The sequence below is a fragment of the Gordonia asplenii genome, from assembly GCF_012933505.1.
GTDB classification, from domain to species: domain Bacteria; phylum Actinomycetota; class Actinomycetes; order Mycobacteriales; family Mycobacteriaceae; genus Gordonia; species Gordonia asplenii.
Genome location: NZ_JABBNB010000041.1, coordinates 1 through 16,820, shown reverse-complemented (window position 1 = coordinate 16,820; position 16,820 = coordinate 1). Strand labels below are relative to the sequence as shown.

Sequence of the window (16,820 nt, the reverse complement as noted above, 5' to 3'; positions counted from 1 at the left end):
AATCAGCCCGCGAGGCGGCGTCGACGACGGTGACGTCGGGACAGATTGCAATCAGCACGCACAGCCGCAGCGAGGGAATGGCTCCCTCGGCGCGGGTGACGGGGACGAATGTAATCAGCCGGCGAGGCGGCGTCGACGACGGGGATGTCGGGACAGATTGCAATCAGCAGGGTGGGTCGGCGCGAGGGAGTGGCTCCCTCGGCAGGGGTGACGGGGCCGAATGCAATCAGCACGCCAGGCGGCGTCGACGACGGAGACTTCCGGGCAGATTGCAATCAGCCCACACAACCGCAGCGAGGGAATGGCTCCCTCGGCGCGGGTGACGGGGCCGAATGCAATCAGCACGCCGTAGGAAACGAACGACCCTGCTAGTCGTCTTTGCGTCGGCGGCCACCGCTGCCCGGCGAGACTTGCTGCAGCTGGGTCAGGAGTTGAGAGAAGGGGACGCCGGTGCCGTCGTCGTGTTTGCCGATGGAGTCTTCGAGGTCGGCCTCGGACGGCTGCACGTTCTGCTGTTGCGCAGCAGGCTGCGGGGCCGCCGGGCCGGGAGCGCCCGGGTCGGGCAGCCACGCGTCGGTGGGCGCGTCTTCGGTGAACTGCGGCTGGTTGGGGTCGGGCTGGGGGGCTACATAGGCCTGGGTCGGCGCGGGTTCGGCGACGACCTGCTCGAACTGAGTACTGATGATCTCTTCGTCATCGGTCACCACGGGGATGATCTCGGTCATGTCGGTGGCCGCGGCCCGAGGGATGTCGTAGCGCGCGTCGCCCGACGGCTGGTGCCGACCGTCGGCCGTGGCGGGTGCCGTCGACGCGAAATCATGAGCGGCCATCACGCGGTCGTCGGGAGCGTAAAGGTTGCTGCCGATACCCGACGCCAGCTCACGCAGCTTCTCGCTGGGCAACGCGACACGTTCCTCGGGCAACGGCTCGCCGAGGAGGAGCTCCAGGCTGGCACGCAATGCCGCGACCTGGGCCTGCAGCTCGAGCAGCTCCTGGCCGGATTCGGCGGCGACCTCCTTGCGGATGGTGGTCTCGACGTCGAGCTCGTATTGGCGTCGCGCCGTGATCTCCCGCTCGAGTTGCAGCTCGTAGACCAGCCGCAGGTCGCGGCTCTTCGCCTCCGCGGTGTCTGCCTGCCGGCGGAATTTCGTGACGAGAATCGCCCCGATGACAGCGGCCCACAGTGCTGCGATGACGGCGATCGACGCCGCGATCGTCAGTTTGTCGATGAACACCATCAAGATGCTCGCGACGAGGGCAAGAAGTATCAGCAGGCCCAGCAGCCACTGGGCGCCCGATCGGGAGGATCGGCGGGTTTCTGCGGAGCGGCCGTTCGATGACGCCATGATCGAAAACTTACCTTTCCGCGAAGTGAATGTTGGTCAAGGTGACCGGAGAGTTGCGAAAAGATCGCTCCGCTCCACTCCGTACCCACCTCTCACGCGGGCCCGGGATGCTCGCCTAGCATATCGGTCGTCGGATCGTCGGGTGCGCGGCAGCAGTATTCCAGCCAAAGTGCGGCCCCGACGAGCAGTGCCGCACCGACGAGCGCGATCAGGGTCGGCACCTTGTCATGGTCGGCCTGCGCGAGGTCGTTCTGCTGCAGCAGAAACACGCCCATGCCGGCCCAGACGCCGACCATGATCGCTCCGAGGATCGACGATGCCTTCGCCAGCGCCACGATCCGGGCCGCGGTCAACGGATGCAGTTGCCCGCGAGCCCGCCCGACTTGCCGAGAATTGACTCGGGACCGCACGATCAGCGCGACGACGACCTCGACGGCGGCCAGCACATACAGCGCCACGCCCGCGAACAACGGAATCGAGGGAAGGGATCCGTAATTGGCGCCGACAAGCACCCAACTCGCGACCCCGACGATTCCGGCGACCACGACTAGATCGCGAATCCTGGTGGGCCCCAGCCCCTCTTCACCGTCGGGCTGTTCCGGCTCGGTACTCACCAGTCGCCGTCCAAGTCCCCGAGGCGGCGCACCCCGGCCGTCTCGGCAGAATCGAGTTGCGCGACAAGCTCATCCACACGCCGAGCACCGACGTCGGTGTGCAGCAACGCATCTGGCTCGACGTCGAGCCACGGCACCAGCACGAACGCCCGCTGCGCGGCCCGCGGATGCGGAAGGGTCAGCGTCGGGTCGTCTTGCACGACGATGCCGCCGACAACGTCGACGGTGATCACGTCGACATCGAGAGTCCTTGGCCCCCAACGGACTTCACGCGTGCGCTCGGCGGCCTGCTCCAGGCGCGCGCCCGCGGCGAGCCACTCGTGCGCAGTCCGCTCACCCTCGACGATGAGGGTGATGTTGTAGAAGTCGTCCTGTTCGACGCCGCCCCACGGGGCGGTTGCGTATACGGCCGAGACTGCTACGACGTCGTCGCCGAATCCGGCCACCACGCTCCGCAAGTGCGCCAGCCGGTCACCGACATTGCTGCCGGCCGACAGAACCGCCCGGGTCACGTCTCCCGCCGCGCCACTCGCCGCGGTCACGTCTCCCGTCGCACCGCTCGCCGCGGTCACGTCTCCCGCCGCGCCGCTCACCCGGGTCATCGATCGGCCCTGCCCGCCATGGATTTTCGCGAGCGCCGCGTCACCACTGCGACGTCGGCGAAGGTCAGCGGTATCGGCGCCGACGGCTTGTGCACGGTCACTTCGACGGCGGCGAGCCGCTCGTCGGCCATCAACGTCTCGGCGATCTCGGCGCCGACGGTCTCGATCAGGTTGCGGGGCTCGCCCGCGACGATGTCGTGGACGGTCTGCGCGAGCACACCGTAATCGGCCGTGTCGGCGAGGTCGTCGGAGGCCGCCGCGAGGGCGAGATCCATCCAGAGCGTCACATCGATGAGGAAGTCTTGACCGTCGATCCGCTCATGCTCGAAGACACCGTGAAATCCGCGAACGCGCAAGCCGCGCAATTCGATCCGATCGGCCACTGCTCAGTTCTCCTCGTCGGGTCGGTCGGTTGCCCGGGGTGCGTACCCGTCGTCCCAGGCGTGTGCGACGGCGATCGCGTCGCGGCTTGAGGAGACGTCGTGGACGCGGACACCCCATGCGCCGGCCGCCGCGGCAAGAGCGGAGATGGCCGCCGTGGCGACTTCGCGTCCGGCGGGCGGGCGGTCGGCGCCGTCGGCCGCCAGCAGCGAACCGAGGAAGCGTTTGCGAGAGGCGCCGACGAGGATCGGGAATCCCAGCCCGACCAGCGTCGGCAGCGCCCGCAGCAACGCCCAGTTGTGGTCGGCGTCCTTCGCGAAACCCAGCCCGGGGTCGAGGATGATCTTGTCGGGGTCGACCCCCGCCGCGACCGCGGTGTCGACCTGGGCCAGCAGTTCACCGCTGACTTCTGCCACGACGTCGCGGTAGCCGTCGGAGACCGCGACGCGGTGAGTGAAGTCGGCAGGCGAGAACGGTCCGGAGCCGCGCCCGGCGTCCGACAACGGCCGCCAGTGCATCAGAATCCACGGAATACCCGCCGCCGCAACGACTTTCGCCATCTGCGCATCGGCTCGGCCACCGGAGACGTCGTTGACCAACCGCGCGCCGGCGTCGATCGCCGCCTGTGCGACCGATGCTCGCATCGTGTCGACGGAGACGGTGACGCCGTGCGCGGCGAGCGCTTCGATCACCGGCACGACCCGTGCCGCCTCGACGTCGGCGTCGATCCGGTGCGCACCCGGGCGGGTGGACTCACCCCCGACGTCGACGATGTCGGCGCCCTGGGCCGCAAGAGCCACACCGTGACCGATGGCGGCATCGACGTCGAGATAGCGCCCGCCGTCGGAGAACGAGTCGGCTGTCACGTTGAGGACGCCGAGCAGTTTCGTCATCACTGGACAGACACGTCCTTATCGGGTGATCAGGTCGAGCGCCTCGCCGCGGGACACCGCGCTGGTCTTGAACAGGCCGCGCACCGCGGAGGTGGTGGTGCGCGCGCCCGGCTTGCGGATTCCGCGCATCGCCATGCACAGATGTTCGGCCTCGATCACGACGATGACCCCGCGCGGATCGAGTTTGCGCACAATGGCATCCGCGATCTGCGAGGTGAGCCGCTCCTGAACCTGCGGACGCTTGGCATAGAGGTCGACCAACCGCGCCAGTTTCGACAGGCCGGTGACTCGGCCCGACGTCCCCGGGATGTAGCCGACGTGCGCAACGCCGTGAAACGACACCAGATGGTGTTCGCAGGTGGAGTAGAGCGGAATGTCTTTGACGAGGACGAGTTCGTCGTGGTTCTCGTCGAATGTCGTGGACAGCACGTCGTCGGGGTCGGTGTAGAGCCCGGCGAACACTTCGCGGTAGGCGTTGGCGACGCGAGTCGGCGTGCGCTGCAAGCCTTCTCGGTCGGGATCTTCTCCGACCGCGATGAGCAACTCGCGGACGGCTGCCTCCGCACGGGCCTGATCGAACTCACCGCGTGCGGTCAGGTCGGTGCGCGCCTGCTCCCCCACGACGGTCTCCTCACTGATCGTCATCGCGGCCCTTCGCCTCGCCCGGCGCGTTGCCGGTGCCCGTATTGCCGTGCGGCGCTGCACCATTCGCACTGCCGTTCACACCGTTGACCGTACCGTTCGGGGGCCAGCCCGGCGCCGACCAGTCCGCGGGAGCGCCGTAGTCGGGGCGGGTGCCGCTGCTCGGCTGCTGTCCCGGCTGCGGACGTCCTTGCGGCGCATGGTTTTGCGGGTTGGACGGACCGGTCGGATACGACGGCGGCTGCCCGTACTGCTGCCCCGGATGCGACTGGCCCTGATATGGCTGACCAGGATAGGGCTGACCGGGATACGACTGGGGGGAAGGCTGACCCGGATGCGGCTGCTGCGGGTACCCGACCGGCGGATACTGCGGTCCTTGATACTGCCCGGTGTTCGGCGGGCCGGCGGGCAGCACGTATCCGGGCGCGTACGACGACGTCTGTGCGCCAACGGGTTCGGGGGCCGGGTCGGGCTCCGGCGGCCACGGCTCGCCACGCTCGATCGCCAGCTCGCCCGGCGTCTTCACCGGCGGCTTGCTGCTCGGCGTACGCACCCCGAACTCGTTGAATTCGGTTATCCGGGGACGCTTTTCGACGTGCGAGAAGATCTTCTCCAAGTCTTTGCGGGTCAGCGTCTCCCGCTCGAGCAGCTGGGTCGCGAGGATGTCGAGCGTGTCACGGTACTCGTCGAGAATCGCCCACGCCTCGGTGTGTGCCGCCTCGATCAGGCGACGCACCTCGTCGTCGATCTCCCGGGCGACGTCGGCCGAGTAGTCCGCATGCGTGCCCATCGACCGGCCGAGGAACGGATCCCCCTGCTCCTGGCCGTAGCGGACCGCGCCCAGCTTGGCGCTCATGCCATATTCGGTGACCATCGCGCGCGCGATCTTGGTGGCCTGGTCGATATCCGACGACGCGCCCGTCGTCGGCTCGCTGAAGACGAGTTCTTCAGCGGCCCGTCCGCCCATCGCCATCACCAGGCGCGCGATCATCTCCGAGCGGGTCATCACGTCTTTGTCCTGCTCGGGAACCGCGAGGGCGTGACCGCCGGTACGACCGCGAGCCAGGATGGTGACCTTGTAGATGGGGTCGAGGTCGGGCATGGCCCACGCGGCCAATGTGTGCCCGCCCTCGTGGTAGGCCACCACCTTGCGCTCGTGTTCGCTGATCACGCGGCTCTTGCGACGCGGGCCGCCGATCACCCGGTCGACGGCCTCTTCGAGGGCTTCGCCGCTGATCACGTTCTTGTTCTCACGCGCGGTCAGCAGGGCCGCCTCGTTGAGGACGTTCTCCAGGTCGGCGCCGGACATGCCCGGGGTGCGCTTGGCAAGACCGTCCAGGTCGGCGTCGGGCGCGATCGGCTTGCCCTTGGCGTGGACCTTGAGGATCGCTCGACGACCCGCCATGTCGGGGTTGCCGACCGGGATCTGCCGGTCGAAGCGACCGGGGCGCAGCAGCGCCGGATCGAGGATGTCGGGCCGGTTGGTGGCCGCGATCAGGATCACGCCCGACCGTTCGCCGAAGCCGTCCATCTCGACGAGCAACTGGTTGAGGGTCTGTTCGCGCTCGTCGTGGCCGCCGCCGAGCCCCGCACCGCGCTGGCGGCCGACGGCGTCGATCTCGTCGACGAAGATGATGCAGGGGCTGTTCTGCTTGGCCTGCTCGAACAGGTCGCGCACACGCGACGCACCGACGCCGACGAACATCTCGACGAAGTCGGAGCCGGAGATGGTGAAGAACGGCACGCCCGCCTCGCCCGCGACGGCGCGAGCGAGCAGCGTCTTACCCGTTCCCGGCGGGCCGAACAGCAGGACGCCCTTGGGGATATTCGCGCCGAGCGCCTGGTAGCGGGCCGGATTCTGCAGGAAGTCCTTGATCTCGTAGAGCTCTTCGACGGCCTCGTCGGCGCCGGCGACGTCGGCGAAGGTGGTCTTCGGCATGTCTTTGGTGAGCTGCTTGGCGCGCGACCGGCCGAAGCCCATCACGCCGCCCTTGCCGCCACCCTGCATGCGGCTCATCACGAAGAAGAACAGCCCGAACAGGATCAACATGGGCAGGAAGATCAGCAGCAACTGACCGAGGACGGAGTCTTGGCTCACGTTGGTCTGGTAGCCGGCACCGGTGGCGTCGATGCGGTCGAACACTTCCTTCGCGCTCGCCGCCGGGTACTGGGTGGTGATCTTGTCGGACTTGTCACCCTTGGCATTGACGACTACCGGCTCGCGCAGGCTGATGCGCAGCCGCTGTTCACGGTCGTCGATCTGCACGAACTCGACGTTGCTCTTAGTGTTGAGCTGCGTCAGAGCGACGTTGGTGTCCACGGCCTTGTATTCCCGGTTGGAGTCGCGCATGGCGCTCCATCCCCAGATGGCCAAGATGATCAGCAACACAATCGCAAGATTGCGGAAGACTGTCTTTCGGTTCATTCGCGCTGGTGCGGCGCCCGCGGGGTTCGCGCGGCGCCAACGTCCTTCCCATAACTTGCTCTTCAGGCTACCCGCCGCGTCGATCCGCGTTCTGCCCGGTCATCGAGCACGCACGAGCGCTGCGCGGCGGAGATCACACAGGTCAGAAGGTCAACGTGCGACTGCGGCGAATCGTTCCCGTCAGTCGGTGTAGACCGAGGGATTCAGGCGTCCGATGTAAGGCAGATCACGGTAGCGCTCCGCGTAGTCGAGGCCGTAGCCGACGACGAACTCGTTGGGAATGTCGAAACCGATGTCGTTGACCTCCAGGGTCGCGCGCACGGCGTCGGGCTTGCGCAGCAGCGTGCACACGTTCAACGACCGCGGCGAGCGCGTCGCGAGGTTGCGCAGCAGCCAACTCAGCGTCAATCCGGAGTCGATGATGTCTTCGACGATGAGCACGTCACGGTCGGCGATGTCGCGGTCGAGGTCTTTGAGGATGCGCACCACGCCCGACGACGACGTCGACGATCCGTAGCTCGACACGGCCATGAACTCCATCTGCGACGGGATCGGCAGGGCGCGCGCGAAGTCGGTCATGAACATGATCGCGCCCTTGAGCACACCGATCAGGACCAGGTCGTCGGGAGCGTCCCGGTATCTCGCGGCCACCGACTCGGCGAGCTCGGTGATGCGCTCACGGATCTGCTCCTCGGTGATCAGGACCGCTTCGATGTCATCCCCGTACGGATGTTCATGGCTGCTCACCCGACAAGCTTGACACGGCGGTCCCGTCCGGCCGGTACTGGGTTAACCTCACAACACGCCGTCGCCGACGGTGCAAGTCGTGCGATCAAGTGGTTGATGGCGGTTCATGTGTAGTTCATTTGGATGAACTTCTCGGCACATCGGACGTACCCGCCAAATCGATTTGACTAAACAGTGAAACAGATCACAGTCTGTAAACGATCTGATATCTGTAACCGAACAGTTCGACCCAAGGGAGGGCCACATGGGCAACAGCAGGACAGCGAGGGGTTGGGGACACCGCATCCGGTGGACCATCGCTGCCACGGCCATCGCCACCGCAACGGCGACCGGCGCCGCCGCTGTCGCGCAGGCGGCGCCGACCACACCGGCGCCAGTCAGCTACAAGGCCACCCTGGTTGGTCACACCGTCAAACTCGACGTCACCAACGGCGCGCTGGTGGTCGACGGAACCAACGTCACGATGCGCGACCGCACCGGCGCGGACGTCTTGCGAATCCCGCTGCGTTACAACCTGGAGGACCGCACCTACCCGATCGCGACCAAAGTCGCGTCGAGCCGCAGCATCACCCTGATCCCGATCCGCGACGCCACGAAGTCGACGAAAGCCGATACGAAAGACGTTTCGAACGGCGCGGTCGTCGTCGAGCGGCGCATCCGGGGCTACCAGAGCAAGCAAGAACGCGACGACGCCGCTTACACACGATTCCAATCGCAGGTCGCCAGCGCCATGACGATTTCCACGATCGTCGGTCTCGCGATCGGCCTGGTGGTAGGCGCTCTCCTGGTCGGCATCCCGACGTGCGCGACGATCGTCGCCTGTGTGCCGGGCATCCTGCTCGGCGGCTCGCTCGGTTCGGCAGTCGGCATCGTCGCGGGCGGCGGCGGCGCGATCTTCGGATACGGCATCCAGTACTTCAACACGATCAATTCACCGTTCGTGCCGCAGTACTACACCTCGAACTGACGAGCGACTGATCGTTCGATCTAATCAATACTTTGATCGTTCGATCCAATTTCCACCTCGCGTTGCCCGATTGCTTGAGTTGACAATTTGATATGGCAAATCGGGCGAGTTCATCTAATCGGATGAATTGGCCCGATTTTGCATCTACACGCCCGATCAATTGGTCTTTTGTGACCCCAAGCACTATCCTTTAGCGAGCAATGCGCAAGCGACATTAGGGACATTCATGACTTCAGTGCACACACCGCGATTCCGGACACGGCTCGCGATCATCGGACTCGGACTGGCGACGGCGGCGGCAACCAGCGTCGGAGCCACCGCACACGCGGCACCGGCACCGGCACCGGTCAAGTACTCGGCCAAGGTGGTCGGCAAAACGGTCGAGATCGACGTCACGAACGGCACGTTCGCGGTCGACGGCACCAACCTGACACTGAAGAACACCGCCGGGGCTCCCGTCTTGAGTGTCCCCCTGTCGTACGGCTCGAAGGACCGCAAGTTCCCGATCGAGGCGAAGACCGCGAGTACACACGCGACCCTGATTCCGCAGACCGACGTGGCGAAGTCCACCAAGATCGACGCGGCGACGCTGTCGGAGTTCAAGCATCAGGTCGTCTACTGCAAGAACGGAATCCGCGGGGCGCAAACGAAGCAGGAACGCGATGATCAGGCGTTCAACCGGTTCATCTCGCAGATGTCCGCATCGGTCGGCATCGGTACCCTGGTCGGTACCGCCATCGGAGCGGCGCTAGGCTTCGTCGGTTTCCTTGGCGGACCGGTCGGCCTCGCATCAGTGCCGCTGGGGGCGGCTGTCGGTGGAATCGTGGGCACCATCGCTTCCGGCGCGCCGATCGTTGCCTACTGGAACCAGTACAACTCCACGATCAACTCGAAGTTCACGCCGACCTGCTACTGAGCTCTTCGACTACGCGAGTAGCAAACGACGGATCCCGCCCCGCACCAGCGAGGCGGGATCCGTCGTTTCAGCGGTCAGATCAGCCGGTCACTCTGCCAGTGCGACCGCCTCGTGGGATTCGACGGCAGCGGCGTCGTCGACGATGCGGTTGGCTCGCCAGCGCGCCCACATCCGCTCCCCGGCGACGGTGAGCCAGATCGCGACGCCCGCATAGACCCAACCGACGAGGACGTCGATCACGTAGTGCTCGCCGCCGTAGACCAGCGTGAACGCCATCGCCACAGGAAACAGCACGAGAACTGCCCGCGCCACCCGGTTGGTGACGAACGGCCACAGCGCGACCACCACGACGATGGTGAACGCAGCGTGCAACGACGGCATCGCGGCCACCGGGTTGCTGTTGGCCTCCAGCCAGCCGGTGCTGGTGTCGATGGGCACCAGCCCGAATCCGAATCCGGCCACCCGCCCCACCCGCTGAGCGATGGCATGGTGTTCGGCGGCGTACCACGGCGGCGCCTGCGGCAGCAGAACATAGGTGAGCAGCCCCAGGAACGACAAGACCACCACCGTGGTCATATACCGCCGCCACGCGCCGCGCGAGTACACGTACAACACCGCCGCCAGCACCCACGGCACCACGAGGTGCGTCGTGTAGATGAACGCGGTCAGAAACGACCACCACGGCAACGCACCGTCGGCGGGAAGCAGATGCTGCTGCAGCCACACGGTGGGGAGCACCCCGCCGAACAGGGCTCGATCGATGTTGATCGGCGTCTCGATCTGCAGCGGCATCCCGATGCTCGTCGCCGCGGCGCGGCTGAAGTCGTAAGCCACGAGCGCCGCGATCAGCGGTATCCAATCGACGAGCACCCGCAGGTGAGAACGGAGCGGGCGATCTATCCGGAATGCGACGATTCCGCCCAGCAGCCACGCCGCCTGATACAGCCGTTCGAGCGGAACTCCCTTAGTCGCGATGACGATGCCCAGTGCGACGAGATAGCCCACGAACACCAATGCCCGCAGCCAACGCCGTGACTTCCGGAGTTCAGTCATCGCACCTGCCCATCGTGTTTTGCGCCGACCACTGATCCTATGTGTGCGGGGCGGGTCGCCATCCGACTTTGCCGAGTTTGCCGACGACATCGCGGATCATCTCGCGAATGCTTGGCGGCGTTGACAATTCGACGCGATCACTGCGCTCGGAGGTCGTACACGACGGTTGACCCGACTGTCTGCGGGGTGTAATTGGCGCTCACCCACGCCGCGATCTCGGTATTCGGGCCCTTGCTGCCGAACCCACCGAATCCGCCAGGGCCGCCGCGCCCACCGGAGCCATGCCCACCGCGGCCGTGTCCGCCGCCCTGGGCCGCAACCACGTAGTAGCGCACCTGCCCGGTCTTCACATACTGCTGGAACTGGCTCAGCGTCGGCGTCGGGTCGGATCCACCGAATCCGCCGATCGCCATCACCGCGGTCTTGCTCGACAATTCCATGCTCGCCGCCGTCGACGATCGGCTCACCGCTGCCGACCACGGCGTACCTGCCGTCCGCAGCAGGGTGTCGAGCTGGGTGTTCGACGCCGCTTCGTCCCATCCGCGCCCCCGCTCATGGGCCGACTGCGCCGGCCCGACCGACGGGGAGCCACCGGTGTGGGCGGTGCCGATCGTCGCGACGGTGTACGCGGTGGAACCGGCGAGCGAGGCGAACAGTGCGATTGCCACCGTCGCGGTGCGCCAGCGTCCGCCGAGCGCTCCGAACGCCAGGGCCACCACCGCTACCAGGGTCGCTGCGAGAATCACCCAGCGCAGCCAGGGCATCCAGTCGCCGTTGCGGCCGAGCAGGACGAATCCCCAGCCGCCCGCCGCGAGTACCATCGCCGCGGCGCCGAGGTGACCCCAGGTCTGCTCGCGCCTGCGCCACACCTCGACAGCCGCGATACCGATCATGCCGGCGATGGCGGGCGCGATGGCCAGGGTGTAGTAGGCGTGCATCATCCCGTTCATGAACGACAAGACCAGACCGTTGATGACCATCCACCCGCCGAAGACGATCGCGCCACCGCGCATCAAGTCCGTTCGCGGCGCACGACCCCGGCTGATCAGGACCGCCACCAGCCCGACCAGTGCGGCGGGCAGCAGCCAGGAGATCTCGAAGCCGACCTCACCGGTGAACAGCCTGGTGATACCTGCCGACGAACTCATCCCGCCGAATCCGTGTGCGCCACCGTTCTCTTTCATGAACTCGGCGATCTGCGCCTGGGTGGGGCCGGAGTGCGAGCCGCCGCCGTGGTTGCGGCCGAGGACACGAGACAGCCCGTTGTAGCCGATGACGAGGTTCATGAAGTTGTTGTCGGTGGATCCGGCCAGGTAGGGACGCGAATCGGCCGGCCACCACAGGGTCAGCAGCACATACCACCCCGACGAGACGACGAGCGCGGCCACCGCACCCAACAGGTGGACGACACGTCGGCCCAGTCCGGTCGGCGCGACGATCAGATACGCCAGAGCCAACGCGGGAACGACCATCAGCCCTTCCAGCATCTTGGCGAGGAACGCGAAGCCCAGTGCGACGCCGGCGAGCGCCAGCCACTTCCAGCTTGCTTTCGGCAGGGCGCGCACCGTGCAGTAGGCGCCCGCGGTCATCAGCAGCACCATGACCGCATCGGGATTGTTGAACCGGAACATCAAGGCGACGACGGGGATCAGCGCCAGCGCGGCACCCGCGAGCAGGCCCGCGTTGCGCGACGTCGTCACCCTCGTGACCGCGGCATAGGTCAGCGCCACCGCCGCGACGGCCATCAGCGCTTGGGGGATCAGCATCGAGGCGCTGGAGAATCCGAAGATCTGCCCCGACAGACCCATCACCCATTGCGACACCGGGGGTTTGTCGACGGTGATGAAGTTGCCCGTGTCGAGGGAGCCGAAGAGCAGCGCCTTCCAGTTCGACGACCCGGCCTGCGCCGCGGCGGCGTAGAACGAGTTGCCCATCCCGTTGACGGTGATGTTCCAGAGGTAGGCGACGGCGGTCGCGACGAGCAGTGCGGCGAGCGCGAGCCGAGTGCCTCGAGTGGCGGGCGGAAGCTGGGGTTCGGCGTCGGACGAGGCCTGCACCGGCGTTGTCGGTGGGTCGATCGTGAGGGTCATGGACCTGAGTCTCGACCGCACACGTGGCATAGACCTCCCAGGAAGCTGTTGATCCGCTGTCAGTGCGGTTCCCGGTGGCTGTATGCCGGAATTATCGGATAAGCCGCTCGGTTTTCAGCACGCCGCAGCGTCGTACCACCACGAGTCGATGGCCGCCGTCGCCCCCGACTGCCACCGGCCCCTGCCCCCGCCACCTGGTGATCAGCGCGTCCACGGCGTCGACGACGCGCGTCGTCGGCTCGGTTGCCCCGACGTCGAGCAGCCATCGATGCACCACCCGACGTCGGATCGAATCATGATGCGCGGCAAGCGCTTCGACGTCGATGCCGTCGTTCGTCAGCGCCGCGCGATACTGTTCGGCGGCCACTCCGTCGAGATACTCGACGTCGGCGCGCACGGCATCGGCGGTCCGTCCTAGTGCCGCCGCCACTCCCCCGTGCAGCACGTCGTCGAGCAGTGGAAGCACTTCCGTGCGCACGCGGACGCGGGTGAATCTGGGATCGTCGTTGTGGGGATCGCGGATCGGCGTCAGCCCCCATTGCGCGCATGCGCCATGGGTGGTGGCCCGCGCGACGTCGAGCAGCGGGCGTCCCCACGGGTCGCGCCAGCGCGACATGCCGGCGATCGATCGGGGCCCGGAACCGCGGGCCAGGCCGAGCAGGACCGTTTCGGCCTGATCGTCGACGGTGTGCCCGATCAGGACCGGACGGTCGGCGCGGGCCGCCGACAGAGCGTCGTAGCGGGCGTCGCGCGCGGCCGCCTCCAGTCCGCCGGAACCCGTGACGCGGACTGTGAGCACCTGCGCCGACGCCCCGACGTCGCGCGCGAATTGAGCTGCGGTACAAGCTGTTTCAGCCGAGCCGGGCTGTAGTTGATGGTCGACGACGAGCGCGCGGACGTCGAGGCCGGCGGCCACGGCGCCCGCGGTCAGCGCGAGCGAGTCGGGTCCGCCGGACAGTGCGACACACACACGCGGATCAGAAAGATGTTCGGCCGCGAAGTCCGCGACCGCCCGGGTCACAGCACGCGCTTGATCCACTTGGCGGGTTCGTCGATCTCGTTGGGCAGCGGCATCGTCGACTCATTGGTCCAGATGGCGTTGAACGGTTCCATGCCGACGGTCGCCACCACCTCGTCGACGAAGGCCTTACCGCGGATGTACTGGGCCATCTTGGCATCCATGCCGATGAGCGCGCGGATGATGCGCTGGACGGGATTGCGGGGCCCGGTGCGGCGGTCGTCGAAGGCCGATCGGATCGACGCGACGGTGGGGACCTGGGCGGGGCCGACGGCGTCCATGACGTGGTCGGCATGGCCTTCGAGGAGGGTGCCGAGCATCATCAGCCTGCTGAACGCGTCGTACTGCTCGGGCGTCTGCAACAACTGCATCGCGCCGATGATGCCCTTCTCGCGGGGCTTGTCCGACCGCAGCGCCGACGTCAGGCGGGCCACCATCTCCGCCGACGATTCACCGGACTCGCTGGTCAGCGTGGTGACGTTGTCGATCATGTACTGGCGCAGCCACGGGTTGGCGGAGAACTGCACCCGGTGGGTCACCTCGTGCAGGCATACCCACAGCCGAAAGTCGGACGGGACCACTTTCAGTGCGCGCTCGACGGCGATGATGTTCGGCGTGACCAGCATCAGCACGCCCTCGTCGCCGGTCTCCGGGTCCGGGGTGAACGGGTCGTACTGGCCGAGGATCGCACCCGACAGGAAGGCCAGCAACCCGCCCGCCTGAACACCACCGACCTTGCCGGAAACGGTTCCGAAGAGCCCGGACAGGTCGAAGCCCTTGCCCGACGGTTGCTCGTCGGCGGTTGGTTCCGACGTGCCCAGCATCGACCGCATCGACTGGGCCGCGGCGTCGATCCATTCACCCCGGTCGAGGATTCGAGCGGTCGGGACCCGCATACCGTCGGCCAATCCGGTGACCTCCCGGACCGGCCCCTCGGCACGCACCGCCGCGTCGGCCAGCTCCGCTCGGGCCTGATTCATCGTGTAGTCGGTGACTCGTGGGCCGGGGCGGGCGATGCGCCGGCCGGTCGCCGCGGCGAGTTCCCAGTCGACCCGGTCGCCGACGCCGATCGTCGCGCTGGTCGATTCGGCTTTGGGATCGGTCACATTCACATCGGTCATCGGCATCCACATTCTCGAAGCGCACCGGCCACCGCGTCGAGCGCCGGGCGGGCGTCGGCGGGTGAGGTGCCGTTGGACATCAGGGCGAACGACAGCACACGGCCGTCGACGGTAAGCACTGTCCCGGTCAACGAACTGACGCCGGTCAGTGTTCCCGTCTTGGCGCGCACCCAGCCCGCGCCCGCGGTGAGCTTCGGGTCGAAACGGTCGGCGAGCGTGCCCGTACCACCCGCGATCGGCAGGCCGTCGAGCATCGGGCGCAGTTTGGGCTCGGCGGTGCCCGCGGTGCCCGACATCAGTTTGTCGAGCAGCGCGGCGGGTACCCGGTTGGCATAGGACAAGCCCGACGTGTCGTGCAGCGTGACGCCGGTCAAGTCGAATCCGTTTGCGGTGAGCGTCTTTTCGACGGCTTGTGCGCCGCCGGCCAACGAGGCGTCGCCGCCGGTCGCCTTCGACAACTCCATCGACAGCGCCTGCGCCATCACATTGTCGCTGTAGCGCATCATGTCGTTGACGCGGGTGATCAGCGGCGCCGAGGTGACCTGCGCGACGACCTTCGCTCCGGCGTCGGCGGTGACCGTGGTGACCTTCGCGTCCACTCCGAGCGCGTCGGCGAGCACCTTGCCCGCGGTAACGGCGGGGTCGTCGACGCGGGGCGAGAACTCGTCGAGCGGCTTGATGCGCCCGGCGTCGGCCATCAGCGACTCGATCGGCGCGATGTCGCCGCCCGCGATGTCGCCGCGATCCCAGGTGGAGTCCATCGTCGGGCCGGTGAAGGCGCTGGTGTCGACGGCGACCGCGGTCACGTTGATGCCCGACTTGCGGATCTGTTCGGCCAGCGAGGCGATGCGCGGGGCGTCGGTGAAGAAGGTCGCCACGCCGGTCGGTTGCGCCGACAGCGTCGGGTCGCCCGCGCCGACCAGGATGACCTGGCCGTCGGTGCCCTGCACGACCGTCGTGGTGAGGCGTTTGTCCTCGGGCAGGCCGAGCAGCACCGCCGACGCCGTGAGGACCTTGGTGTTCGACGCCGGGATCAGCGGCAGCGTCGGATTGCGTGACCACAGCGTCGCGCCGGTCAGCGGATCGGTGACCTCACCGGTCAGCTTGCCCAGCGCCGGGCTCGCCGCGACTTTGGCCAGCGCCTTGCGCACCCCCGCGGCCGTCGGCTCGGGCGCGTCGGGCGATACCGGCGTGATGGTCGGCGACGCCGCGATCAGCGCCGGGCGTGCCGGAGTGCCCGGCGGAACGTCGGGGCCCTTGTTGAGCTGCAGATACACCACCACCGACGCCGCCGCGACCACCGCAACGATCGCTATCGACGTGATGATCCACAGCGCGATCCGAGTGCCTTTTCGCGCGCTCACACAACCTCCGCAATCTCACACATCAGTCCAACAGTATCGTTGAGGCGGTTCTTACGCCCCCGCCAACTCATACGGCACCGTCTAGTAGGAGAAATGATCGTGGCATTCGACGTCATCATCGAGATCCCCAAGGGGTCACGCAACAAGTACGAGGTGGACCACGAGACCGGCCGCGTCTTCCTGGACCGGTACCTCTACACCGCGTTCGGCTACCCGGCCGACTACGGTTTCATCGACGACACGCTCGGGGAAGACGGCGACCCGCTCGACGCGCTGGTCCTGCTGCCCGAGTCGGTGTACCCCGGTGTGACGGTCAAGGCGCGCCCGGTCGGCATGTACACCATGACCGACGAAGCAGGCGGCGACGACAAGCTGCTGTGCGTCCCGGCCAAGGACGTCCGGTGGGATCACATCCAGGACATCGCCGACGTCAGCGAGTTCGAACTGAACGCGATCAGCCACTTCTTCGAGCACTACAAGGATCTCGAGCCGGGCAAGGAAGTGACCCCGGGCGGCTGGGTCGGCAAGGCCGAGGCCGAGAAGGTCCTCTCCGAGGCCATCGAGCGTCTGAAGGAGCAGGGACACTAAGTCCGCTCGCTTCCGCAGAGTTCTGCAAATAATCCCGCCGTTGAGGGCATATT

At 67.0% G+C, this 16,820-nt stretch carries 16 protein-coding genes; 3 read left to right on the top strand and 13 right to left on the bottom strand.

The genetic code is table 11. The features are described 5' to 3' along the window. Positions 1–368 precede the first annotated feature (368 nt). From HH308_RS26540 to hpt, 8 genes are all read right to left on the bottom strand, one after another. Positions 369–1,346: a DUF6779 domain-containing protein gene (locus tag HH308_RS26540; RefSeq protein ID WP_170197292.1), complete on the bottom strand. Its 978-nt coding sequence runs from the start codon at positions 1,344–1,346 to the stop codon at positions 369–371. A 92-nt stretch (positions 1,347–1,438) separates the two neighbouring features. Then, on the bottom strand, positions 1,439–1,963 hold the full coding sequence (locus tag HH308_RS26535; RefSeq protein WP_170197318.1) for a DUF3180 domain-containing protein: 525 nt from the start codon (positions 1,961–1,963) through the stop codon (positions 1,439–1,441). Continuing rightward, positions 1,957–2,472: a 2-amino-4-hydroxy-6-hydroxymethyldihydropteridine diphosphokinase gene (gene folK, locus HH308_RS26530; RefSeq protein ID WP_170197317.1), complete on the bottom strand. Its 516-nt coding sequence runs from the start codon at positions 2,470–2,472 to the stop codon at positions 1,957–1,959. Before folK ends, HH308_RS26535 begins: the two co-directional genes overlap by 7 nt. 86 nt (positions 2,473–2,558) lie before the next feature. Further along, positions 2,559–2,945 carry a dihydroneopterin aldolase gene (folB, locus tag HH308_RS26525; protein WP_170197291.1) on the bottom strand — a complete coding sequence of 129 codons (387 nt, stop codon included), beginning with the start codon at positions 2,943–2,945 and terminating at the stop codon, positions 2,559–2,561. A gap of 3 nt (positions 2,946–2,948) precedes the next feature. Further along, complete coding sequence (gene folP, locus HH308_RS26520) at positions 2,949–3,836, bottom strand: dihydropteroate synthase (RefSeq protein ID WP_170197290.1); 888 nt, start codon at positions 3,834–3,836, stop codon at positions 2,949–2,951. An 18-nt stretch (positions 3,837–3,854) separates the two neighbouring features. Further along, positions 3,855–4,481: a GTP cyclohydrolase I FolE gene (gene folE, locus HH308_RS26515; protein WP_170197289.1), complete on the bottom strand. Its 627-nt coding sequence runs from the start codon at positions 4,479–4,481 to the stop codon at positions 3,855–3,857. After that, positions 4,468–6,903, bottom strand: coding sequence for an ATP-dependent zinc metalloprotease FtsH (gene ftsH / locus HH308_RS26510; protein WP_170197288.1), 2,436 nt, complete (start codon positions 6,901–6,903; stop codon positions 4,468–4,470). The genes folE and ftsH overlap by 14 nt, the downstream gene beginning before the upstream one ends. A gap of 180 nt (positions 6,904–7,083) precedes the next feature. Further along, positions 7,084–7,650: a hypoxanthine phosphoribosyltransferase gene (hpt, locus tag HH308_RS26505; RefSeq protein WP_170197287.1), complete on the bottom strand. Its 567-nt coding sequence runs from the start codon at positions 7,648–7,650 to the stop codon at positions 7,084–7,086. Between the two features lie 244 nt (positions 7,651–7,894). Here hpt and HH308_RS26500 point away from each other — a divergent pair, with 244 nt between their 5' ends. Continuing rightward, positions 7,895–8,617: a DUF8020 domain-containing protein gene (locus tag HH308_RS26500; protein ID WP_170197286.1), complete on the top strand. Its 723-nt coding sequence runs from the start codon at positions 7,895–7,897 to the stop codon at positions 8,615–8,617. Between the two features lie 226 nt (positions 8,618–8,843). After that, a complete protein-coding gene (locus HH308_RS26495) occupies positions 8,844–9,533 on the top strand; it encodes a DUF8020 domain-containing protein (protein WP_170197285.1) in 690 nt (229 codons plus the stop codon). An 87-nt stretch (positions 9,534–9,620) separates the two neighbouring features. Here HH308_RS26495 and HH308_RS26490 read toward each other — a convergent pair whose 3' ends face one another. The 5 genes from HH308_RS26490 to dacB form a co-directional block, all read right to left on the bottom strand. After that, positions 9,621–10,586 (bottom strand): phosphatase PAP2 family protein, encoded by a 966-nt coding sequence (locus HH308_RS26490; RefSeq protein WP_170197284.1) that lies wholly within the window; start codon positions 10,584–10,586, stop codon positions 9,621–9,623. A gap of 137 nt (positions 10,587–10,723) precedes the next feature. Continuing rightward, positions 10,724–12,676 (bottom strand): glycosyltransferase family 39 protein, encoded by a 1,953-nt coding sequence (locus HH308_RS26485; RefSeq protein ID WP_170197283.1) that lies wholly within the window; start codon positions 12,674–12,676, stop codon positions 10,724–10,726. 91 nt (positions 12,677–12,767) lie between these two features. Then, entirely contained in the window at positions 12,768–13,715 is a 948-nt protein-coding gene (gene tilS, locus HH308_RS26480; protein ID WP_170197282.1) for a tRNA lysidine(34) synthetase TilS, read from the bottom strand. Next, a complete protein-coding gene (locus HH308_RS26475; RefSeq protein ID WP_246284868.1) occupies positions 13,694–14,815 on the bottom strand; it encodes an Rv3626c family coenzyme F420 biosynthesis-associated protein in 1,122 nt (373 codons plus the stop codon). The genes tilS and HH308_RS26475 overlap by 22 nt, the downstream gene beginning before the upstream one ends. After that, positions 14,812–16,179 (bottom strand): D-alanyl-D-alanine carboxypeptidase/D-alanyl-D-alanine endopeptidase, encoded by a 1,368-nt coding sequence (gene dacB, locus HH308_RS26470; protein WP_170197280.1) that lies wholly within the window; start codon positions 16,177–16,179, stop codon positions 14,812–14,814. The genes HH308_RS26475 and dacB overlap by 4 nt, the downstream gene beginning before the upstream one ends. Before the next feature lie 99 nt (positions 16,180–16,278). Between dacB and HH308_RS26465 the strand changes: the two genes are divergently transcribed. After that, complete coding sequence (locus HH308_RS26465) at positions 16,279–16,767, top strand: inorganic diphosphatase (RefSeq protein ID WP_170197279.1); 489 nt, start codon at positions 16,279–16,281, stop codon at positions 16,765–16,767. The last annotated feature ends 53 nt before the right edge of the window (positions 16,768–16,820 follow it).

Excerpts from the sequence above, each read along its gene's own strand:
- HH308_RS26540 (WP_170197292.1), bottom strand. The coding sequence starts at position 1,346 with ATGGCGTCATCGAACGGCCGCTCCGCAGAAACCCGCCGATCCTCCCGA.
- folP (WP_170197290.1), bottom strand. The coding sequence starts at position 3,836 with ATGACGAAACTGCTCGGCGTCCTCAACGTGACAGCCGACTCGTTCTCC.
- folE (WP_170197289.1), bottom strand. The coding sequence starts at position 4,481 with ATGACGATCAGTGAGGAGACCGTCGTGGGGGAGCAGGCGCGCACCGAC.
- ftsH (WP_170197288.1), bottom strand. The coding sequence starts at position 6,903 with ATGAACCGAAAGACAGTCTTCCGCAATCTTGCGATTGTGTTGCTGATC.
- HH308_RS26500 (WP_170197286.1), top strand. The coding sequence starts at position 7,895 with ATGGGCAACAGCAGGACAGCGAGGGGTTGGGGACACCGCATCCGGTGG.
- HH308_RS26495 (WP_170197285.1), top strand. The coding sequence starts at position 8,844 with ATGACTTCAGTGCACACACCGCGATTCCGGACACGGCTCGCGATCATC.
- HH308_RS26490 (WP_170197284.1), bottom strand. The coding sequence starts at position 10,586 with ATGACTGAACTCCGGAAGTCACGGCGTTGGCTGCGGGCATTGGTGTTC.
- HH308_RS26485 (WP_170197283.1), bottom strand. The coding sequence starts at position 12,676 with ATGACCCTCACGATCGACCCACCGACAACGCCGGTGCAGGCCTCGTCC.
- HH308_RS26475 (WP_246284868.1), bottom strand. The coding sequence starts at position 14,815 with ATGACCGATGTGAATGTGACCGATCCCAAAGCCGAATCGACCAGCGCG.